Genomic DNA, 21,631 nt, shown 5'->3' with positions numbered 1-21,631 from the left:
GAGTTTTGTTGGCATCGATCTTGTTACGTCACTCCCGCGCGGCCGGCGGCGATCGTCCGTGCAGACGGCACGAAGCGGAGTGATGTTGATGACCAAGGGCACGATGAACCGTCGCCATGCGCTCAAGCTCGGTTTGGCAGGGGCGGGCGGCGCGGTGGCGATGCCGTTCTTTGCCCGGAACGGGTTGGCGGCGGAGCCGATCAAGCTCGGCAGCCTCCTCGACGGGACCGGGGCGCTCGGGCTCGAAGGCAAGCGGATGATCGAGACCACCGAATACACGGTGGAACTGCTCAACAAGGCCGGCGGCCTGCTGGGCCGTCCGATCAAGCTGATCGCCTACGACACCCAGTCCAACATGCAGCTCTATACGCAATACGCCCAGACCCTCGCCCTGAAGGACAAGGTCGACGTCATCCAGGGCGGCATCACCTCGGCCTCGCGCGAGGCGATCCGGCCGATCTTCGGCCGTTCCAAGACCCTCTACTTCTACAACACCCAGTACGAGGGCGGTGTCTGCGACCGCAACGTCTTCTGCACCGGCTCGACCCCGGCCCAGACCGTCAACCACATCGTCGATTACGCCCTCAAGAACTGGGGTAAGAAGGCCTACATCATCGCCGCGGACTACAATTACGGCCACATCACCGCGAGCTGGATGACGAAGTTCATGAAGGATGGCGGCGGCTCCGTGGCCGGCACCGACTTCTTCCCCCTCGACGTCACCAACTTCTCCTCGGCCATCAGCCGCATCCAGCAGGCCCAGCCGGAGATCGTCCTCTCCGCCCTCGTCGGCGCCAACCATTCGGGCTTCTACCGGCAGTGGGACGCCGCCGGCATGAAGGGCAAGATCCCCATGGGCGCCAGCGTGTTCGGCCTCGGCGACGAGCTGACCACCATGGACACCTCCACCACCAACGGCATCCTCACCTGCTACGGCTGGTACAACGACCTCGACACGCCCGCGAGCAAGGCCTTCGTCGCCGGCATGCAGGGGAAGTTCGGCGCCGACGTCACCGATCTCAGCGAGCTCGACACCGCCACCTACGAAGGCATCATGTTCTGGGCGGAAGGGGTGAAGAAGGCAGGCTCGGTCGAGCGCGACGCCGTCGTGGCGGCGCTGGAGAGCGGCATCAGCATCGACTCGCCCACGGGCAAGGTGACGATGGATCCCGGCACCCACCACACCATCCGCAACACCTACCTCGCCCGGCCCAAGGACCGGAAATGGGAGCAGCTGGCGGCCTTCCCGGATTCGTTCCCGGCCGATACCGGCGGCGCCTGCGACCTCGTCAAGAATCCGCGCATGAACAAGCAGTTCACGCCCGACCTGAAGGGCTGAGGCGCCTCTTCATGGATCTCGCGGGGCTCCTGACCTTCAACGTCGCCACCGGCATCGCCACCCTGGTCCTGATCACCCTCGGTCTCGGGGTGATCTACGGCATGATGCGCATCATCAACCTCGCCCACGGCGAGTTCATGATGCTCGGCGCCTATACCGCCGTGATGGCGAACGGCGCCGGGGTGAACATCTGGATCGCCATGCTGGTCCTGCCGCCCCTGGTGGTGGGGGCGGTGGGGCTGATCCTCGAACGCACCGTCATCCGCTTCCTCTACGGGCGGATGATGGACACGATGCTGGCGACCTGGGGCATCAGCCTCGGGTTGATCGGCCTGATCACCACGCTCTACGGCAACGTCGTGCGGGGCGTCTCGACCCCGGTCGGGAGCTTCGAGATCGGCCGCTATGGCGCCAGCCTCTACAGCCTCGTCATCATCGCCACGGCGCTCGCCGTGCTGACGGGCATGTTCCTGTTGCTGCGGATGACGAAGTTCGGGCTGATCCTGCGCGCCACCATGCAGAACCCGCGCATGGCCGCCGCCATGGGCGTTTCGCCCGACCGCATCTACATGGCGACGTTCGGCCTCGGCGCGGCCCTCGCGGGGCTGGCCGGCGGCATCCTCGCGCCGATCTCCGGCGTCTCCCCATCCATGGGGGCGGCCTACATTTCCCGCGCCTTCATCACCGTGCTGGGCGGCGGCCCCGCCATCGTCACGGGCACGGGCCTCGCCTCCTCGGTGTTCGGCTTCATCAACGAACTGGTCTCGTTCAGGACCACGCCCGTCATCGGCGACGTCGCCCTCCTCGTCGCCGCGATCCTGCTGATCCGCGTGCTGCCGCAGGGCATCACCGGCCGCTACCTGAGGCGCAGCCTATGAATCCCGTCGACCGTCGCTCCTCAGGGGGCTTCCTCGCGACCCTCTGCGTCATGCTCGGCCTCCTATTCGGGGCGCCGCACATCCTCGACACGTTCGGCCTCGTCCAGGCCACGGGCTTTGCAGCACTCGCCATGTTCGCCCTGAGCCAGGGCTTCATCTGGGGCTATGGCGGGGTGATGTCGTTCGGGCAGGCCGCCTTCCTCGGGCTCGGCGGCTACGCCTACGCCGTCTCCATGATCAACATGGGCGACAGCACGCTGCCCATCCTCATCGCCATCCTGGTGCCGACCCTGTTCGCGGGGCTGCTCGGCTACTTCATGTTCTACGGCCGGATCTCCGACGCCTATATCGGCGTCATCACCCTCACCGTCTCGGTGATCCTGTTCCAACTCGTGAACACCACCTCCGGCAGCCAGTACCGGATCGGCGAGGCGGAACTCGGCGGGTTCAACGGCATCCCGGCGATCCCCGCCCTCAACAAGCTCGGCGACGCGGGCAACCCGCTCGACAATGACGGCATCTGGTACGCCGCCATGGGCGCGCTGATCCTGGTCTACGCATTGTTGCGCTGGGTGCTGGCCAGCCGCTTCGGCCGCGTCGTGGTAGCGATCCGCGAGAACGAGACCCGGGCGCAGCTCATCGGCTACGATCCGCGCCTCTACAAGCTCCTCGCCTTCATGATCTCGGGCGCGGTCGCCGGGCTCGCGGGCTGCCTCTACGCCAATTGGGGCGGCTTCATCAGCCCCACCGTGTTCGGCCTGTCGATGTCCGCGCAGGTCATCATCTTCGTGCTGGTGGGCGGCCTCGGCACCCTCGTCGGCCCGATGCTCGGCGCGGTGCTGATCCAGTGGCTCATCATCGAGGCCGGTTCGCAGAACGTGGTCGATTCCAATCTCGGCCTCGGCATCGTCCTCGTGGCGTTCGTCCTGCTGATCCCGCAGGGGCTCCTGCCGGTGGTGAGGAACCTGCTGATGCGGATCCCCGAACTCCTCGCCAAGGTCTTCAGGACCAAGGCGGGCAAACCCGCCGATCCCGCCCGCGAGGCACTGGCAGGGGAGGTCCGGCCATGAGCATCACCACGACAGCGACGGCGCCGGCTTCCTCAATCCGCCCGCCGCTTCGCCCGCTCGTCGAGGCCAAGGGCGTCACCATGCGCTTCGGCGGCGTGACGGCGGTGGGCAATGTCGACTTCACCCTCGGCGAGGTGGAGCTGCGCTGCCTCATCGGCCCCAACGGCGCGGGCAAGAGCACCTTCTTCAAGATGCTCACCGGACAGTTGACGCCCACCGAAGGCAGCATCCGCTTCCGCGACACGGACATCACGGGGGCCGAGCCGCACCGGATCGCGAGGCTCGGCGTCGGCATCAAGACCCAGGTGCCGAACGTCTTCAACGGCCTGTCGGTGCGCGAGAACGTGTTCGTGGCGGCAGGGCGGCGCAAGTCCATCGCCCGGACGCGGTCCATCGTCGACGAGACCCTGACGCGGCTCCAGCTCACGGCCATTGCCGAACGCAATGTCGGCCAGCTCGCCCACGGCCAGCGCCAATGGGTCGAGATCGCCACCGTGCTGGCCCAGGAACCGGAGCTGATCCTCCTCGACGAGCCCGCCGCCGGCATGACCCATGACGAGGTCCACCGCACCGCCGAGCTCATCCGCGAGATCAACCGCACCCATGCCCTCATCGTGGTGGAGCACGACATGCCCTTCATCCGGATGATCGCCAGGACCGTCACCGTCTTCAACCAGGGCCGCATCCTGATGGAGGACAGCGTGGAGCGCGTGCTGGCCGACCAGCGCGTCCGCGACGTCTATCTCGGCAAGCAGGCCGCATGAGCCCCGCGATGAATGCGATCGAACCGCTCCCGCTCTCCTCCGGCCCGGACGCCGTCCCGGCGGCGAAGCCCGCGCTCCTGTCCGTCGAGGGCCTGCATTCCGGCTACGGCCGCATCCCGATCCTCGGCGGCGTCTCGCTCACCGTGGGGGAGGGCGAGTTCGTGGGCATCCTCGGCCATAACGGCATGGGCAAGACGACCCTGCTGCGCACCCTGATGGGCTACCTGCCCGTCACCGCCGGCCGCATCCGCCTCGGGGGCGAGGACATCGCCCGGCGCTCGCCCACGGCGCGGGCGCGGCTCGGCATGGGGTTCGTGCCTCAGGGCCGGGAAATCTTCGCCACGTTGAGCGTGCGCGAGAACCTGCGCATGGGCTGCCTCCTCTCCGACAGGGACGAGGACGAGACCATCGCGGACATCCTCACCGTCTTCCCCCGGCTGAAGGCCTATCTCGACCGGCCGGGCGGGGCGCTGTCGGGGGGCGAGCAGCAATTGCTGGCGCTGGCCCGCTGCCTCTGTGGCAACCCCCGCATCCTCCTCCTCGACGAACCGACGGAGGGGATCCAGCCCTCGATCATCGAGGAGATCATCGAGACGCTGCAGGCGATCGGCCGGGCGCGCGGCCTGACGATCCTCCTCGTCGAGCAGAACCTCACCTTCATCGCCGGCCTCTCCGAGCGAGTGCTGATCCTGCAGAAGGGCGTCGTCACCCGTGAGATCCCGCCCGAGATCGCCCGCGACCGGGCGATGATCGAGGAATTCGTCGGCATGGAATGAGGCCGCCGGCCCCATCCCGTACGCCCTTTCCATTCCAACCAAGGAGACATCCAGCGATGGCTGCCGAACCGACGCTAAGCCCCGACCTCGACATCGTCGAGATGACCCTGGCCGACGTGGCCGACGCTTTCGCCAGCGGCGTCACCTCGGAGGCGCTGACGCTGGCCTTCCTCGACCGGATCGCCGCCTACAACCCGCATTACAACGCCATCATCGTCATGAACCCGCAGGCGCTGGACGACGCCCGCGCCATCGACGCGCGCCGCGCCGCCGGCGAAACGCTGGGACCGCTGGCCGGCGTGCCGGTGGTGATCAAGGACCCGATGGACATGGCCGGGCTACCGACCACGGCGGGCTGGCGCTTCCTCAGCGCGCAAGCCGGCGGCGTCGACCTGATCCCCGAGACCGACTCGCCCGTCGTGGCGCGGATGCGGGCGGCCGGCTGCGTCATGCTCGGCAAGACCAACGTCCCCGTTCTCAGCGCCACCGGCAGCCACGCCAACGACAGCTGGGCCGGACCGACCCTGAATTCGGCGGCGCCCGATTGCCTGCCGGGCGGCAGCAGCGCCGGCACGGCCACGGCGGTGGGCGCCAGCCTCGCGGTGCTCGGCCTCGCCGAGGAGACCGGTGGCTCGATCCAGAACCCGGCCTCGGCGCAGGGACTGGTCGGCATCAAGCCGACCTTCGCCCTCGTCCCCAATGCCGGCGTGGTGCCGCTGGCCGGCAGCACCCGCGATGTGGTCGGCCCCATCGCCCGCTGCGTGCGCGACGCCGCCCTGACCCTCGACGTGCTGGCCGGCTACACCGCCGCCGACCCCAAGACCGTGGCGGGCATCGGCAAGCGGCCCAAGGGCGGCTACACCTCGAAGCTCGACAGGAACGGGCTGCAGGGCAAGCGCCTCGGCCTGTTCGGTCCCGGCTGGCGCGACCTGCCGCTCTCGGCCGAGGCGACGGACCTCTACGCGCGGGCGCAGAGCGAGATCACCGCCTGCGGCGCGACGCTCGTCGCCGATCCGTTCGTCGGCACGGGCTTCGCCGCCCTCGCCGAGCCCACCGAAGGCCTGAACTATTTCGATGCCCGCGGCATGGAATCCGTGCCCTACGACCTGCATCTCTACCTGCAGCGCCTCGGGTCGAGCGCGGCGCTGCCGAGTGTCGCGGCCTTCGCCGAGGCGACGGCGGACGAGGATGCGTTCGGCCCCAAGGGCGTGCTGCGCTACCTGCACCAATATCCGGTCTTCGAGGCGATCCTGGCCGATCCGACGCGCCCGCCCGACCTGTCGGACTTCCTCGCTCTCAGAGAGGCTTATCTCGACATCTTCAACCGGGTCATGGACGAGAATGGGCTCGACGGGCTCGTCTTCCCGCAGATGCGCGATGAACTGCCGCCCCTGCATGGCGGCCTTGCCATCAACGAGACCACGGTCTGCGAGATCAACATCGCCGGCCTGCCCGGCGTGACGCTGCCGGCCGGGGCCTATGCCAGCGGCTCGCCGTTCAACTTGATCTTCGTGGGACGGATGTGGAGCGAGGCCGACCTCCTCGGCTTCGCCTATGCCTACGAGGCGGCCACCGGCTACCGCAAGGCGCCGAGCCTGGTGAGGCCAAGCTGAGGACGGAGCGCGCGATCGAGCCCTCCTCCCCCCTTGTGGGGAGGAGTTGGAGGTGGGGGTGGTCGAGCGACCCTCAGCTTACGGAGGCTGGCGGAGCCACCCCCACTCCTAACCTCTCCCCACAAGGGGGAGAGGGACGCGCTCTGCCTGCAGACGTGGATGAGCGGATCCAGAAGCCCACAAGAGAGATTGGACCTCCCTCAGCCGAGGGTGACACCATCCGCCGTGGCGATCGTCCCGCCCTCGACGACCTCGAGATAGATCCCGAGGTCCACATGCCCGAAATGCTTCATGATGGCTTTCGGCAGGTTCGCGTCGCGCTCGGCGGTCTTCGGGTTGACGTTGACGGCGCCGCACCGCGGCGTGCGGGCGAGGCCGCGCAGGCGCACCGGGCCGATGCTCAGTTCGCGCCCCACCCAATCGAGCTCCTGCCACGGCTCCAGCCCGTCGAGATGGATGTTGGCGCGGAAGCGCAGGGGATCGAGCTCCTGCCCCGTCGCCTCGGACAGCGCCCGCACCGAGGCGAGGTTCACCACCGAGATCGCCCGCATCATCACCGGTGAGAGCACGCTGGCATCGGTGAACTTGTGGTTCTCACTCCGCACGAGTCGGGGTCGCCCGCGCGTCTCCTCGCCGAGGTAATCGGCGAAGAAATCCTCCGTCCCGACGCGTCCGGTCTCGGTGGAGAGGTCGGCGGCGAACACCTCCTCCCCGCCGCGCCGGATCGTCAGGCGATGGCTTTCGGGGTCGAGCCGCGTCGCGAGGGAAGCCAGCGCCGTGTTGTTGCGCAGCATCAGGAAGAAGCCCTTGTCCAGGGGCTCCGGCCTCGCAGGGTCGAACCGGGTGGTCCCCAGCGCCAGGGCGTATTCCCGGTCATGGGCGAGCCCGTCCTGCGGGGTGACGCTCAGGCGTGTCAGGGCCTCGGCCGACAGACCCTTGATCGGATAGCGGTAGAGGGCGTCGACGGCGGGCATGGCGGGTTCCTCGAAGATGTGCCCCCTCGATGCCGGGGGCGGGGGCGATGCGCCATACGCTGTTTTGCGCAGGGGATTCGGGTCCGGCATCGACGATGCGCCGGAAACGAAAAAGCCGGCTCCGCGCGAACGGAGCCGGCTCTCTGACGATGTCGAAGCCGCAGGCCCCCGAGAGCCTAGCCCGGCGCGAGGCCGAGCAGGGTGCCGAGGGGAACGACGAGGGTGAAGCCGCCGTAGAAGCCATCCTTGGCGCGGCGGGCGGTGTAGGGGTTCCAGTACGAGTTCGGATTGACGACGTACTGCACCACCGGCTCGAGGATGACGCCCTTACCCAGGTCGAAATGGGCGTTGACCTCGAACACGAACTTGTCGCGCGAATAGGGTTCGCCGGTGCCGCCGGAGATGAAGTTCGCATCCGACAGGAAGGCGGCGTAGTTTTCGTTCAGCCGCTGCCAATTGGCCTTGATGCCGTAGGTGTCGTTGGGCCGGCTCTGGTCGGGGGCCTGCAGGAGTAGGCCGGCGAAGGAGTTGAAGCGGATCGGGATCGTCGGGTCGAAGGCGTAGCCGGTGCCGGTATAGGCCGAGATCGCGGTGGGATGCGGGTTGCTCGCATCGGCCCCGCCATCGGCCCGCCACAGGGTCTGCGTGCCCGTGAGGACGACGCCCGACGTGCCGGATTTCTGCAGCGACGGCGTGCCCGGGTTGAGGCCCTTCGAGGTGCCGGCAATGGTCTTGAAGTTATCGTCGTGGTCGGCGGTGTTGTAGAAGCCGGTGAGCGAGACGCGGCCGGGATAGGCCTCCATCGTATAGTCGGTCTTGCGGCCGATCTCGGTCATCACGACGGCGCCGGCCAGGCGCTCGTAGCCGAAATCGTAGCCCGAGAGGACGTTGGTGCCGGGGTTCACGCTGAAGGCGCCGGCCTGGACGTAGGTGGTCGGCGAGATCTTGTAGGCGATGTTGGCGCCCCAGACGGCGAAGAGCGGCGAGGTGAAGCCGGCATTGAAGTAGAACATGTCCTGAAAACAGGAATTGATCGAGTTGCACGGCGGCAGGCCGTAATAACGGTCCGGATGCGTGCGGCCGACCTCGACCACGAGGCGGTCGTCGAGGAGCTTCTGCTGGTAGGTCAGCAGCGAGAGGCGGGTGCTGTTGGGCGTGTAGGGCGGCTGGTAGCCCACCGTGGTGTCGCCGATGTCACCGGCCATGTTCAGGTTGCGCACGAGGCCGAAGAACGTCTGGGTGAAGTTGATCGAGCCTCCGGCGATGCCGGCGAGCTTCTGCATGTCGGCCGTCATGCTGAGCACGAAATAGGCCGAGTTCGATTGCTCACCGGTTCGCAGGCCGGCGCTCGGATTGGCCTGATAGAAATCGTAGATGTTGACGTCGAAGGTGAGCCCGCGCGCCGCCATATCGGTGGCCCAGGGCGCGAGCGGCCCGACGCGCACCGGATCGGCGGGTTTCTCCGCCACTTCGCGGGTGGTGCGCGGCTGCGTCTGGACGTTGAACTCTCCCACCGGGGACGCCGTCTGCGCCTCGGCGGAAAGCATGCCCGCCGCGAGGAACGCGCCGCCGAGGAGCACCGGAAGCCCGGGTCGGCGAGCCGGAGGCGCGAAGGGCGCGCGTCCGAGTGTCTCTGTCGCGTCTGTCGGCATCGTCGAGCGTCCCCATTCTGCTGTTCCCGCACCGCTCGATCACGTGCTCGTCGAAGGAGCCCAAGAGCGGGGAATTGTGAGATTGGGAGAGTTCAGCAAGGCCAATGCCACAGCGGAGAGCGAAACCGATAAAAGTTCCATTCCCCCTCCAAATTCTTCGAAATACACCGTGGGATTGAATCAGTGCGGTCACAAGACTGATATTCAACCAAGAGAGGCCGTCCTGACAGGCCCTTTAGCGTGAACTCCCCAGCATCTCGATGGACGAGGAGGGCACGGAAACGGGCAGTCGTGATCCTGAAGACGGCAAAAGGCAGAAAATTCAGGCAATCCCCCATAAATCCCACAAATCGGTCATTTTCAGATTGACAGAAACACCATGCCGGGGACTTTTCGCCAACCTCGTTCCAGCGCCCGTTTCGCTGAAAGCGACAGCGTCATTCCTCGTCATCCCGGTTCAGGCAGCGTGATCCAGGCGTCATGATCAATCGGACAGGACATGCCGGCATGTGGGATCTGCCCGACCCTGCCTCTCCACGGCTCGCCATTCGAGGCGGTTGTCCAGAGCCGGCATCGATGGCGGCCCTGGCCGGCACGGCCGGTGCGTCTGCAATCCCTGTGGGAAATACCGTGCGGGACACGCGTTTTCCTGCGGCCTCGCCCCATCAAAATCGCTACGCTTCGGCGAAATGGGGAGACGCCGAGGCCGATGCTGACCGACCACCGCTATCAGGAGATCCTGTCCCGTCTGAACGGAACGGGTCGGGTCGGCGTCTCCGACGTCGCCGCCTATCTCAGGGTTTCCGAGGAGACCATCCGGCGCGACCTGAAGGTCCTGGAGGAGCGCGGCGTCCTGCGCCGGATCCATGGCGGCGCGGTGCCGCCGCGCCTGGACCAGGACCGGCCTCTGCACGAGCGGGGCAAGACCAACCCGCGCGAGAAGGCGAAGGTGGCGGCCAATGCCGAGGGGCTGATCCGCGACGGGATGTCGGTCTTCATCGACACGGGCACCACGACGCTCGCTTTCGCCCGCCGCCTCAGCGGCCGCAACCTCACGGTGACGACGAATTCCATCGACGTTGCGCTCCATCTCGGCAACGGTCCCGCCCGGGTGAACCTGACGCCGGGAATGCTGCGGGCGCGGGACAACGCCCTCGTGGGCTACGAGACGGTGGCCTACGCGCAGCGGTTCTATTTCGACATCGCCTTCATGGGCATCGCGGCCTGCGACCTCACCCATGGCTGGATGGATTACGAGGAGCACGAATCCGCCCTGCGGAAGGTGCTTCGCGGCCAGGCACGCCAGAGCGTGCTTCTCGCCGATTCCCGCAAATTCGGCCGTCAGGCCAACCTCTGCACCTTCGGGCTCTCGGAACGGCTCACCCTCGTCACCGACCGGCCGCCGCCGCAGCCGTTCCTGGATCATTTCACCCAGCATGACATCGATCTCATCAGTTCCTGACGCAGCTGCGGCGGCCGGCGCGTTCCACGCGCTCTTCGAAGAGATTTCCGCCTGCGGCGCGACACCCGGCGGCGGCATCACTCGGCTCTGTGCTTCGGCCGAGGACGGACAGGCCCGTCGCGTTTTCGCCAATTCCGCCCGCGAGGCCGGCGCCGAGATCCTCCTCGACGCGGTGGGCAACCAATTCGCCATCTTCCCTCTCACCGACGGTCCCGGTGTCCCGCTGGTGATGATGGGCTCTCATCTCGACAGCCAGCCGAAGGCCGGCCGCTTCGACGGGACCTACGGGGTGGCAGCGGCCGCCGGCATCGGCGCCGCTCTGATGCGGGCGCGGCGCGCCGGCGAGACCTTCACGGCGGATTTCTGCGCGGTGAACTGGACCGGCGAGGAGGGCGCGCGCTTCCGGCCGAGCCTCCTCGGCAGCGGCGCCTATGCGGGTGCGCGACGGATTGAGGAGGCTTTGTCCAGCCGTGACGATGCCGGGATCACCCTGCGGGAGGCCCTGGGCGGGATCGGGTTCCTCGGCACGGACCGGCCGCCGCCGCTCCCGGCCTGCTACCTCGAACTCCACGTGGAACAGGGCCTCGTCCTGGAGAACGCGAAGGCGACCATCGGCGTCGTCACCCGCAACTGGGGGGCGGCGAAGATCGACGTGGTCTTCACCGGCGAGCAGGCCCATACCGGCCCGACCCCGATGCCGCGCCGGCGCGATGCGCTGCTCGCCGCCGCCTATCTGATCGCCGAAGTGAGGGAGATCGCCGAGCGCTGGCCCGGCCGCTTCCATACCTCGGTGGGACGCATCCTGGTGGAGCCGAACTCCCCCAACGTGGTGCCTGCCCGGGTGGAGCTCAGCGTCGAACTCCGCTCGGCCGATGATCGCCTGCTCACCGATGCGACCCTGATGGTGGAGGCGGCGATCACCGAGGCGGCGAGCCGCGCCGGCGTCGTGGCGGCAATTCCCGGCCGGACGCTGCGGCCGATCCGCAATCTGCCCGAAGCGGTGTGCGATCTCGTCTCCTCCTGCGCCGAGGAGACGGCCTTGCGGTCGCTGCGCATGGATACGGTGGCCGGCCACGACGCGATCAGCCTGCTCGGCCAATGCCCGACCGGCATCGTCTTCGTCCCCAGCGTCGACGGCATCGCGCATAACGAGGCCGAACTGTCGCGGCCGGCCGATCTCGAAGCCGGGCTCGCGGTGGCCTTACGCGCCGCATGGCGCTTGTGCCGTAGCGGCGGCTCGCCGGAACGGGCCTTGCTCGTCAAACGGCCGAACGAGGCGTTCGGAGCGGAGCGATGATACAATACGGTGAGGCAGGCACTCCTTTCGACCATCGCGTCGAGGCCATCATCGCCACGCGGCCAGACTGGATCGCGCGCCAGCCTCGCTATGGGCTGGCCGCAGCGCCGGTGGCATCCCCGACCCACCGGGCCGTGGCCTCGGACTGCGTCCAGGTCGCGTTCCGTGAGGGCGAGCCGGTCTTCCTCAAGCTGCGCCATGCCGATATGGCGGACGATCTGACGCCCGTGGCGGCGCAGGCGGCCCGCAAAGCCGCACGCCTCGGCATCGCCCCGGAGGTGGTCCACGAGGCGGACGGGGCGCTCGGCCTCGCCTACCTGCCCGAGCCCTGGCGCTATGGCCGGGTCGGCGACCTTCAGGACGGCACCATCCTCGGCAAGGTTCTGGATGCCAAGGCGCGGCTCCATAGCGACGGCCTACTCGGCCATCGATTCTGCCCCTTCGCGCGGATCGAACGCCTTGCCGCCGAGGCCCGTGCCGCCGACGCTCCGCTTCCCGACGGGACCGACCGGCTCGTGGCGGCGATGGCGCTCGTGCGCGAGGCGATCCATGCCTCGGGCATCGACCTCGCCTTCTGCCACAATGACGGCATCGCCTCGAACATCATGATCGGGGAGGGGGAAATCCGTCTCGTCGATTTCGACCTCGCCAGCGACAACGACCCCTGGTTCGATCTCGGCGCCCTCCTCAACGAGGCCTGCCTCTTCGAGCCGGAGCGGCGCGAGGCGGTGGAGCATTATGCCGGCCGCTTCGACGAGCGCCTCTACAACCGCTGCCGCCTCTACGGCGCGGTCGATGACGTGATGGGCGGCCTCTGGGGCGTCACCCGTGCGGTCACCTCGGCGCGGAGCGGGATCGAGTTCTACAAATACGGAACCTGGCGGCTCCTGCATGCGCGCACGACCATCGGTTCACGCGATTTCGAAAGCTGGCTGCGCCGGCTGTGACACGGGCGTTCGAAATGGGAGGCAGCGAACGGCGATGAGCTGGAAAGGCTTGGGCGACGGCATCAGCGAGGGCGAGCGCGCCCTGGAGGGCGTGCTGGCCGGCATCGCTGCCTGGCGGGGCCGGCCGATGCGCTACCGGCCGGTGGCGGGCGGGATCAGCAACACCAACTGGCGCGTCGCCATCGGGGACGCGCAGGATTATTTCGTGAAGATGCCCGGCCGTGGCACCGAGATGTTCATCGCCCGCGACTGCGCCAACGATGCCAGCCGGCGCGCGGAGGCCTGCGGCTACGGCGTCCAGGTCGTCGACTACCTGCCCGATGCCGGAGTCGAGATCTTCGCCTTCGTCGAGGGTTACCGCGCCTCCTCGAATCTCGACTTCCTGCGCCCCACTGTCCGCCACAACGCCGTGCGCGCCCTCAAGGCCTTCAACGATTCCGCGCCGCTCGGGCTGACGAAGACGATCTTCGAGATGATCGAGGAGCATGTCGAACAGGTCGCGGAGGTAGGCGGCCGGCTTCCCGCCGACCAGGCCCATCTGATGCGCTGCATGGCCGAGGCGAAAGCCGCGATGACGGCCTCCGGCCTCGATCTCGTGCCATGCATGAACGATACGCTCGCCGGCAATTTCATGATCGACGAGGCCGACAGGGTGCTGCTCGTCGACTTCGAATATGCCTCCAACAACGAGCGCGCCTACGAGCTCGCCCTCTGGTTCGACGAGATGGCGTTCCCGGACACGATCGAACGCGAGATGATCGAGGCCTATTTCGGCCGCTGGACCCCCGAAATCCATGCGCGCATCGCGGTCCTGAAGGCGCTTGGCGATCTCAAATGGGCGACCTGGGCGATGATCCAGGAGGCCGTCTCGACCCTCGATTTCGACTATTACAAATACGGAACCTGGAAGCACATGCGGGCCCGAACCCTGTTCCACCATCCCGACTGGCCACTCTGGCTGAGGCGCCTGTGATGGGTGTGGGTGCACCGCCGATCCGGTCCGGGGACGAGGCGACGAAAGCGGATTTCCTCGCCTTCGCCCATCGCCTCGCGGATTTCGCCGCTCCGCTCGCGCGGCACTATTTCCGCACCGAACTACCGGTGGAAGCCAAGGCCGATGCGAGCCCGGTCACCGCCGCCGACCGCGCCATCGAATCCCTGCTGCGCGCCGAGATCCGCAGCGTCTATCCCGACCACGGCATCCTCGGAGAGGAGGAGGGCGGTGATTTCGAGCGGCCGCTCACCTGGGTGATCGACCCGATCGACGGCACCAAGAGCTTCATCACCGGCATGCCGCTCTTCGGCACGCTCATCGCCCTGGTCTCCGGCGGACGGCCGATCGTCGGCGTCATCGATATGCCGGCACTCGGCGAGCGCTGGTGCGGAACCGGCGACGCGGCGTGGTTCGACGGCCGGCCCGCCCGGACGAGCGGCAGGCACCTTCACGAAGCCCGCCTGTTCGCGACCTCCCCGGACATTTTCGAGGGCACGGATGCGGAGGCCTTCGCACGGCTGAGCGGAGCGGTGGGCCTGCGCCGCTTCGGCGGCGATTGCTATGCCTACGGCCTTCTCGCCAGCGGTCATTGCGACCTCGTGGTGGAAGCCGGGCTCCAGGTCTACGACGTCATGGCCCTCGTGCCGGTGGTGGAAGGGGCGGGCGGGGTGATGACCGATTGGGACGGTCGCCCCCTGACCCCGGCTTTCGACGGACGGGTCGTGGCCGCGGCCAATGCCGGCCTCCACGCCGAGGCCCTCCGACACTTGCGAGCCTGATCCCCGCTCCTGTCATCCCTCGTTCAAACTGGTATACCCGATGCCAGATTCACGAGGGGAGATATCGATGACCGCTCTGTTCCATCATGCGGCCGCGTTCGAGCATCGCACACCGCACGGACATCCCGAGCGGCCGGAGCGCATGAAGGCGGTTCAGGAGGCCCTCGGGACGGCGGACTTCTCCGGCCTCGACCGTCGCGCACCCGAGGCGGCCGCCCTCGAATCGGTGTTCCTCGCCCATCCCGAGGAATGGGTCCGCGCCATCCTCCGTTCGGTGCCGAGCGAGGGGCTTGCCCATCTCGATTCCGATACGGTGCTCTCGCCGGGAACGATGGATTGCGTCCTGCGCGGTGTCGGGGCGGCGGTGCAAGGCGTCGACCTCGTGATGACGGGTGCCGCCCGCAACGCCTTCTCGGCCATGCGGCCGCCGGGGCATCATGCCGAACGCACCAAGGCGATGGGCTTCTGCGTCTTCAACAACGCGGCGATCGCCGCTCTTCACGCCAGGAAGGTCCACGGGGCGGAGCGCGTCGCCATCGTCGATTGGGACGTGCATCACGGCAACGGCACGCAGGACATCGTCTGGTCCGATCCATCCGTGCTGTTCTGCTCGACCCACCAGATGCCGCTCTATCCCGGCAGCGGAGCGGTGTCCGAGGAGGGCGAGCACGGCACCATCGTCAACGCGCCGCTCAAGCCCTTCGCCGACGGCGACGCCTTCAAGGAGGCGATGCGAAGCCGCATCCTCACCCGTCTCGAGGCGTTCAAGCCCGACCTGATCGTCATCTCCGCCGGGTTCGACGCCCATTGGCGCGACCCGCTGGCCAACCTCATGCTGGAGGCCGAGGATTTCGCCTGGGCGACCAGCCAAGTCATGGAAATCGCCGACCGCACCTGCGACGGCAGGATCGTGTCGCTGCTGGAAGGCGGCTACGACCTGAAGGGCCTCGGTGACTCGGTGGCCGCCCACGTATCGGTCCTGATGGGGGCGTGATCGGCATCGGGCAGGGCGGCAGCAAAGACTAGACAAGTCATTCCGGACAGTTGTTCATCCTCGATCAACGTACCATGCGATAAGACGACCTCCTGTGTATGAATACATACACAGTTCATCGAAAAACTATGCCCCGGCCGATATGGCAAAGCCGTCGATAGTGCCTAAGTAACTCTTCAGCCCGCCTCCTGGGGGGATCGGTTTTTTCCATGCAACCCTCCCGAGGGATTGCGGGTAAGTGCGAGCCGCCTTCTTCTCCCATGGACGGGGGAAGTGATTTCTTTCAGGAGGTGCGGGCCGGGTGATGCGGAAGGACGTCCTTCCGTGATGCCGACCGACTCGCGGGAATCGCCCAGCGGCATCGCCGTTGTCGAGGCTCACATCACGTTACCGAATGAACGCATGACGCAACTGAGTGCCACCCGGACGGCCGACCCTGCCCTGGATCCTCGCCAGGATGCCGACCCCTCGGATCTCGGTCCGGACCTGACCGTCTGCGACCGTGAGCCGATCCATATTCCGGGAGCGATCCAGCCGCACGGCCTCCTGCTGATCGCGAATGCGGAAGACCAGAGGGTGGTCGGCGGCGCGGGCGACATCGAAGGAATGCTCGCCGCGGAATGGACCGGGCGGACGTTGTCCGAGCTCCTCGGCGCCTCGCCGGCCTCCCTGCTGCTCGACGCGCCCCGCGACGAGACCGTCGTGATCGGTCACGTCATGGGGCTCCGCGCGGCAATGGATGCCACCGCGCGCTTTCAGGACGGCCAATGGCTGATCCAGCTCGAACCGCAGGCCTCCCTGTGGACCGATGCGGCCAGCCTTCTCGGCTGGCTCGACCGCGCCGGAAGCGCCCTGGAGCGGGCCACCGACCTCAAGGCCTTGTGCGACCGGGCGGCGACGTCGTTCCGCGAGCTCACCGGTTTCGACCGGGTGATGATCTATCGCTTCCTCGACGACGATGCCGGCGTCGTCATCGCGGAAAGCCGCGTTCCCGAGCTCGGCAGCTTCCTGCACCACCATTTCCCGGCCTCGGACATCCCGAAACAGGCGCGCGCCCTCTACATCCGCAACCGCGTCCGCGTGATCCCGGACGTCACCTATACGCCGCAGCCGCTTCGGCCCCGGCACCTGTCGCAGCTCGATCTGAGCGACATCGAACTGCGCAGCGTCTCGCCGATCCACCTTCAATATCTGCGCAACATGGATGTGGCGGCCTCCGCCTCGATCTCCATCGTCAAGGACGGCATTCTGTGGGGGCTCGTGGCCTGCCACAACCGGACGCCGCGCACCCTCGCCTTCGGACAGCGCATGGCCTGTCAGGCCCTGGCGGGAAGTCTCGCCCGTCAGGTCAGCTCGCGGGAGGAAGCCGAGAATTACCGTGAGCGGCTGCGGCTGCGCAGCGCCGAGGACGTGGTCTCAGGAAAGGTTCTGGGCGAAGCCCCCCTCGCCGAAATTCTGATCGAGACGAGCGAGGAGCTGCGCCGCATGCTCGGCGCCGACGGCTTCGCGCTGCTCCAGGGCAGGGACCTCCACCATACCGGACGCTGCGCCGAGGAAACCGACCTGCGCGAGATCGCGGCCTGGGTCCGGACGGTGGGCGGGGTACAGGCGCTTCACACCCACAGCCTCAGCAAGCGCTTCCCCCGCGCCGCCGCCTATCGTGCGCTGGCGAGCGGGCTCCTCGCCGTCGTCCTGTCGGGGGAGGAGCCGATCATCCTGATGTGGTTCCGGGCCGAGCGGGTCGAACTCGTCAACTGGGCCGGCAACCCTCACAAGGCCGCCAACGTCGTCGGCGATACCTTGAGCCCCCGCGCCTCCTTCGAAGCCTGGACCGAGGAGGTCCATGGCCATGCCAAACCCTGGTCGCTCCCCGAGATCGAGGCGGCGCAGCGCATCGTGCGCGAGCTCTACGAGGCTCGTCAGACCCGGCGCATCCGCGAGCTCAACCGCGAGCTCGCCGCCACGGTGGCGGACAGGGAAAGCCTGCTGGTCCAGAAGGATTACCTGATCAAGGAAGTGAATCACCGCGTCCAGAACAGCCTGCAGCTGGTCTCGGCTTTCCTCGCCCTGCAGGCGAGGGCGGAAGGCAATGCGGGGCTCAGCGAGGCATTGAGCGAGGCGCAGCGCCGGCTCGCTGCCGTGGCCCTGGTGCACCGACGGCTCTACAGCGACGACAACGTCGAAATGATCGATCTGGCCCGCTACCTCGACGATCTCGTCTCCGAAATGAAATCGTCGATGGGCCCTGAATGGGCCGAGCAGTTCAGCACCGATTTCGCCCCGATCATCATACCCACCGACGCTGCGGTGAATATCGGACTGATCCTGACCGAGCTCGTCATCAACGCCAACAAATACGCCTATTCCGGCGCGGTCGGTCCCATCGCCATCAGCCTCGAACAGCATCGCAACCGCTTCCGCCTGATCGTCGCCGATCAGGGACAGGGCATGTCGGGTACACGGAGCGGATTCGGGACGCGGATGCTCAACGCCATGGTCGACCGCCTCGGCGGGACGATCGAGAACACCAACAATCGGCCGGGATTGAGGGTGATCCTGACCGCCTCCATCGGTGCGCCCGATCCGGCATCCCTGCCATGACCCGTACTGCGCTGGCGATTGGCGGCCCGGAAGCGCCTCTGGCCGAACGGCTGCGCGAAGGCACGCAGGATCTGCACGAGGAACTGGAGCGCTGCCTCGATTGGCGCCAGCGGATGGCGACGCGGGACGGATACCTGACCCTGCTCGCCCGCTGGTGGGGCTTCCATCGTGTGTTCGAGCCCATCGTCGGCCAAGCCTTCGGGCGCGACGTCGCATGGCCGCGCCGCAAACTGCACCTGATCGAGCGGGACCTCGTCCATTTCGGCATGAATCGCGACGCCATTGAGGCCTTGCCCCGTTTCGCCGCCGGAACGGGTTTCGACGACCGCCCCGCGATCCTCGGCGCCCTGTACGTCACCGAAGGCTCTACGCTCGGCGGACAGGTCATCGCCCACCACATCCGCCGTAGCCTCGGAGATGCGATCGCCTCGGGCGGCTGCGCCTATTACGAAGGCTACGGAAAGCGGGACACGGCGACGATGTGGACCTCGTTCCGGACCTTCCTAGACCGCTCGGGCGAAGAGGGCCGATCCGAGAGCGTCATCGAAGGCGCGCGGTGGACCTTCGACGCGCTGCGGCTATGGCTCACCGCCAGCAACCCACCCCGACCCGCTTTGGGCGAAGCCGCCCGGCGCTGAATGCCGGGCCGACCTGTCGAATCAGCCAACCTGCTCAGCCGGCATCGACGGCGCGTCCGCCATAGGTCTCGAAGGAGGTCATCACCTTCTCGGTCAGCCCGTCATCGAGTTCGACGGTGACGCGGATCGCCCCCTCAAGCGCAGGCTCGCCCTCGGTGCCTTCCTTCAGGCGACCATCCTCGATATCGGCCCGCGCCGCCTCGGTCCCCGCGCTGTTCTCGTCCCCCGCTGGCGCGATGGTGACGGCGCTCCGGTCGATCCCGTGTTCCTGGACGAGATGCTCGACCGCCGTCTCGGCATCGCGGCGGCTCTTGAACTCGGCGGACATCGTCTTCGACATGATCACGGTTCCGGGGTTGGTCTTCAGGCTGTGTGAACCCTCCACCGGGGGAAAGGTTCAGCGGCGCCTCGGAGCCGCCGCGATTCGCAGCGTCGGGTGCATGCTCGCGTCAGGTACAGGCTCGAATCAGGCAAGTGAAAATACGTAGTCGGCATTTCATCTTCGCCACACTCCCGTACAATCGTGTTCCTCGCTGGTGGCTAGGTTCAACACATCGGTGTTTTTACCGGAAACAAATGTTGTCCATTGGGTGAGGCCCGGTTAAGTGCGGCTCATGCCTAAGCTCGAATCTCTCCTGGACCGTCTCAAAGCCCGCCAGCGCGCCCTCATCATGGAAGCGGCGGAGCACGAAACGATGCCGGCCGACAGCACGTTGCGCCGCATCGCGGAGCTGGAAAATGCGATCGCCGCGGTGGAAGCCATCCTCGACGAGACGCGGGCGCTTGCCCGCTAGCCCAGCCGGGCCGACGACGTATCCTCGATCAGGACGCCGAACGAGGCCTCATGCCCTGATGACCGCTGCGATCATGGCGGGCATCGCGGCATCGTCGGGTGCCATGGTTCAGGAAGTGACGGCGCAGGACGTGCCGACCGCCGGAGCCGATCTCGATCTCCTCGAACGGCGCTGGCACAAATGCGTGCGGCAGGCCTTTTCCGGGCAACCCGCCGGCCTGCCGACCCATGCCGCGCAGAAGGCGGCTCTGGCCGAGTGCAAACACCTGGAGAACAGTTACGTCTCGGCGATGCTGGTGGCCCAGGCGACCGAGGCCGAGGCCCGTCGGCAGGGCAAGCCATCGATCGGCGCGAGGGCGAGGGGCTGGGCCACCTCGCTTCTGTCCTACGTGGTCGAGCCGGTAACCTCCTTGATCGACGCCTGGCGCAAGTAACCCCTCTCGCGCCTCAGGCCCGCTCCATCTGCAATCCCGGCACGGCCGAGAGGAGGTCGCGCGTATAGGGATGGTCCGGCCGGCGGAACAGGTCGGCGGTCGGCCGCTGTTCCACGATCTCCCCCCGATGCATCACCGCGATCCGGTCGCAGATCTTGGCCGCGACGCGCAGGTCGTGGGTGATGAACAACATCGCGAGGTTCAGGCGCTGCTTCAGATCCTCGAGAAGGTCGAGCACCTGTGCCTGGACCGACACGTCGAGGGCCGAGACGGCCTCGTCGGCGACCAGCACGTCGGGCTCCATGGCCAGCGCGCGGGCGATGCCGATGCGCTGGCGCTGGCCGCCGGAGAAGGCATTGGGATAGCGCTCGGCGGCGCTGGGCGACAACCCGACGAGATCGAGCAGGTCGCGCGCCCGCGCCCTGGCCTCGCGGGCCGGAACACCATGGGCGATCGGCCCGGCGGTGATGATCTGCTCCACGGTCCGGCGCGGGTTGAGGGAGGCGAAGGGGTCCTGGAAGATCATCTGGATGCGCTTGCGCTCGGCGCGGAGCGCCCGCGGCCCCAGCGCTGTGTAATCGAGCGTGCCGAGGCGGACGGTGCCCTGGTCGGGGTCGATGAGCCGGATGGCGAGGCGCGCCGTGGTGGATTTGCCCGAGCCCGATTCACCGACGAGGCCCAGGGTCTCGCCGCGGCGGACGTCGAACGCCACCTCCTTGACCGCGTGGACGATGCGCGGCGGCCCGAACAGACCCCGGCGCGATGTGTAGGTCTTGGTGAGGCCGATGGCAGACAGAGCGATGGGCGCGCCTTCCCGTGATTCGCGCTCCGGCGGCACGATGCTGGGCACCGCCGCCAGCAGAGCCTTGGTGTAGGGATGCTGGGGTTTCCGCAAAACCTCGTCGGCGGAGCCCGATTCCACCAGCTTGCCGCGCTGGAGCACCGCCACATGGTCGGCGATATCCGCGACCACGCCGAAATCGTGGGTGATGAACAGGACGCTCATGCCCCGCCGCCGCTGCAGGTCGCGGACGAGTTTCAGGATCTGCGCCTGGGTGGTGACATCCAGCGCCGTGGTCGGCTCGTCGGCGACGAGGATCGAGGGCTCCAATGCCAGAGCCATGGCGATCATCGCGCGCTGGCGCTGTCCGCCCGACAGCTGATGCGGATAGGCACGCACGATCTGCGCCGGGTCGGGCAGGCCGACCTCGGTGGCGAGCGCGATGGCCTTGGCCCGCCGCTCGGCCTTGGTGAGAAGGCCGTGCGCCTCGAACATCTCGGCGATCTGGTCGCCGATCCGCATGACCGGGTTGAGCGCCGTCATGGGCTCCTGGAACACCATGGCGATGCGGCGCCCGCGCAAAGCACGCCAGTCGCGCTCGCCGAGGGTGAGCAGGTCCCGCCCCTCGAACACGATGCTGCCGCCGACGGGCGTGAGGGCACGCGGCAGCAGACCGGTGAGCGCATAGGCGCTCATGGATTTTCCCGAGCCCGATTCGCCGACGACGCAGAGGATCTTGCCCGGCATCAGGTCGAGGGAGAGATCCTCCACCGCATGCGGTCGGTCCGCCCCCTTCGGCAGGGCCAAGGTGAGGTTGCGGATGCTGACGACAGGCTCGCTCATGG

20 protein-coding genes are annotated in these 21,631 nt (G+C 67.4%); 16 read left to right on the top strand and 4 right to left on the bottom strand.

Annotation, left to right across the window (positions count from 1 at the left end):
- Positions 1-88 precede the first annotated feature (88 nt).
- From ACYQML_RS19790 to ACYQML_RS19765, 6 genes are read left to right on the top strand one after another with little or no spacing between them, the layout of a single operon-like run.
- Positions 89-1,339: an urea ABC transporter substrate-binding protein gene (locus ACYQML_RS19790; RefSeq protein ID WP_461233784.1), complete on the top strand. Its 1,251-nt coding sequence runs from the start codon at positions 89-91 to the stop codon at positions 1,337-1,339.
- An 11-nt stretch (positions 1,340-1,350) separates the two neighbouring features.
- A complete protein-coding gene (locus ACYQML_RS19785) occupies positions 1,351-2,217 on the top strand; it encodes an ABC transporter permease subunit (RefSeq protein WP_311273805.1) in 867 nt (288 codons plus the stop codon).
- Positions 2,214-3,287, top strand: a complete 1,074-nt coding sequence (locus ACYQML_RS19780; RefSeq protein WP_461227643.1) for a branched-chain amino acid ABC transporter permease — start codon at positions 2,214-2,216, stop codon at positions 3,285-3,287. Before ACYQML_RS19785 ends, ACYQML_RS19780 begins: the two co-directional genes overlap by 4 nt.
- Positions 3,284-4,051, top strand: a complete 768-nt coding sequence (locus tag ACYQML_RS19775) for an ATP-binding cassette domain-containing protein (RefSeq protein ID WP_056425434.1) — start codon at positions 3,284-3,286, stop codon at positions 4,049-4,051. Before ACYQML_RS19780 ends, ACYQML_RS19775 begins: the two co-directional genes overlap by 4 nt.
- 8 nt (positions 4,052-4,059) lie before the next feature.
- Positions 4,060-4,827, top strand: a complete 768-nt coding sequence (locus ACYQML_RS19770) for an ABC transporter ATP-binding protein (protein ID WP_244477995.1) — start codon at positions 4,060-4,062, stop codon at positions 4,825-4,827.
- Between the two features lie 56 nt (positions 4,828-4,883).
- Positions 4,884-6,440: an amidase gene (locus ACYQML_RS19765; protein ID WP_056425437.1), complete on the top strand. Its 1,557-nt coding sequence runs from the start codon at positions 4,884-4,886 to the stop codon at positions 6,438-6,440.
- Between the two features lie 200 nt (positions 6,441-6,640).
- On the opposite strand, the gene ACYQML_RS19760 is transcribed toward ACYQML_RS19765, so the two are convergent.
- The gene (locus ACYQML_RS19760) at positions 6,641-7,414 is read right to left on the bottom strand and encodes an MOSC domain-containing protein (RefSeq protein ID WP_056453071.1); all 774 of its coding nucleotides are present in this window, start codon (positions 7,412-7,414) and stop codon (positions 6,641-6,643) included.
- A gap of 176 nt (positions 7,415-7,590) precedes the next feature.
- The gene (locus ACYQML_RS19755; protein WP_461229838.1) at positions 7,591-8,961 is read right to left on the bottom strand and encodes a carbohydrate porin; all 1,371 of its coding nucleotides are present in this window, start codon (positions 8,959-8,961) and stop codon (positions 7,591-7,593) included.
- Between the two features lie 814 nt (positions 8,962-9,775).
- On the opposite strand from ACYQML_RS19755, the gene ACYQML_RS19750 reads away from it, so the two are divergent.
- The 8 genes from ACYQML_RS19750 to ACYQML_RS19715 all read left to right on the top strand — a co-directional run bounded on the left by ACYQML_RS19750 (position 9,776) and on the right by ACYQML_RS19715 (position 18,778).
- The gene (locus ACYQML_RS19750; protein ID WP_056427119.1) at positions 9,776-10,528 is read left to right on the top strand and encodes a DeoR/GlpR family DNA-binding transcription regulator; all 753 of its coding nucleotides are present in this window, start codon (positions 9,776-9,778) and stop codon (positions 10,526-10,528) included.
- On the top strand, positions 10,503-11,825 hold the full coding sequence (locus tag ACYQML_RS19745) for an allantoate amidohydrolase (RefSeq protein WP_461227642.1): 1,323 nt from the start codon (positions 10,503-10,505) through the stop codon (positions 11,823-11,825). The genes ACYQML_RS19750 and ACYQML_RS19745 overlap by 26 nt, the downstream gene beginning before the upstream one ends.
- Entirely contained in the window at positions 11,822-12,772 is a 951-nt protein-coding gene (locus tag ACYQML_RS19740; protein WP_461233783.1) for a phosphotransferase family protein, read from the top strand. Before ACYQML_RS19745 ends, ACYQML_RS19740 begins: the two co-directional genes overlap by 4 nt.
- Before the next feature lie 34 nt (positions 12,773-12,806).
- A complete protein-coding gene (locus ACYQML_RS19735; RefSeq protein WP_311273797.1) occupies positions 12,807-13,745 on the top strand; it encodes a phosphotransferase in 939 nt (312 codons plus the stop codon).
- The gene (gene hisN / locus ACYQML_RS19730; RefSeq protein WP_311273796.1) at positions 13,745-14,545 is read left to right on the top strand and encodes a histidinol-phosphatase; all 801 of its coding nucleotides are present in this window, start codon (positions 13,745-13,747) and stop codon (positions 14,543-14,545) included. Before ACYQML_RS19735 ends, hisN begins: the two co-directional genes overlap by 1 nt.
- Positions 14,546-14,612: 67 nt before the next feature.
- Positions 14,613-15,539, top strand: coding sequence for a histone deacetylase family protein (locus ACYQML_RS19725; protein WP_311273795.1), 927 nt, complete (start codon positions 14,613-14,615; stop codon positions 15,537-15,539).
- 402 nt (positions 15,540-15,941) lie between these two features.
- A complete protein-coding gene (locus ACYQML_RS19720) occupies positions 15,942-18,140 on the top strand; it encodes a histidine kinase dimerization/phosphoacceptor domain -containing protein (RefSeq protein WP_311273794.1) in 2,199 nt (732 codons plus the stop codon).
- Positions 18,137-18,778: a biliverdin-producing heme oxygenase gene (locus ACYQML_RS19715; RefSeq protein WP_311273793.1), complete on the top strand. Its 642-nt coding sequence runs from the start codon at positions 18,137-18,139 to the stop codon at positions 18,776-18,778. Before ACYQML_RS19720 ends, ACYQML_RS19715 begins: the two co-directional genes overlap by 4 nt.
- A gap of 34 nt (positions 18,779-18,812) precedes the next feature.
- Here the strand turns inward: ACYQML_RS19715 and ACYQML_RS19710 are convergent, their stop codons facing one another.
- Entirely contained in the window at positions 18,813-19,118 is a 306-nt protein-coding gene (locus ACYQML_RS19710) for a hypothetical protein (RefSeq protein WP_056427333.1), read from the bottom strand.
- A 274-nt stretch (positions 19,119-19,392) separates the two neighbouring features.
- Between ACYQML_RS19710 and ACYQML_RS19705 the strand changes: the two genes are divergently transcribed.
- Both ACYQML_RS19705 and ACYQML_RS19700 read left to right on the top strand, forming a co-directional pair.
- Entirely contained in the window at positions 19,393-19,572 is a 180-nt protein-coding gene (locus tag ACYQML_RS19705) for a hypothetical protein (RefSeq protein ID WP_056427336.1), read from the top strand.
- Positions 19,573-19,630: 58 nt separating this feature from the next.
- Positions 19,631-20,005 (top strand): hypothetical protein, encoded by a 375-nt coding sequence (locus ACYQML_RS19700; RefSeq protein ID WP_056427136.1) that lies wholly within the window; start codon positions 19,631-19,633, stop codon positions 20,003-20,005.
- Between the two features lie 13 nt (positions 20,006-20,018).
- Here ACYQML_RS19700 and ACYQML_RS19695 read toward each other — a convergent pair whose 3' ends face one another.
- A complete protein-coding gene (locus ACYQML_RS19695; protein ID WP_461227638.1) occupies positions 20,019-21,629 on the bottom strand; it encodes an ABC transporter ATP-binding protein in 1,611 nt (536 codons plus the stop codon).
- Positions 21,630-21,631: the final 2 nt, after the last annotated feature.

Source organism: Methylobacterium sp. CM6244, from assembly GCF_054817885.1.
The sequence above is the reverse complement of the archived record's forward strand: the minus strand, read 5'-3'. Positions and strand labels throughout refer to the sequence as shown.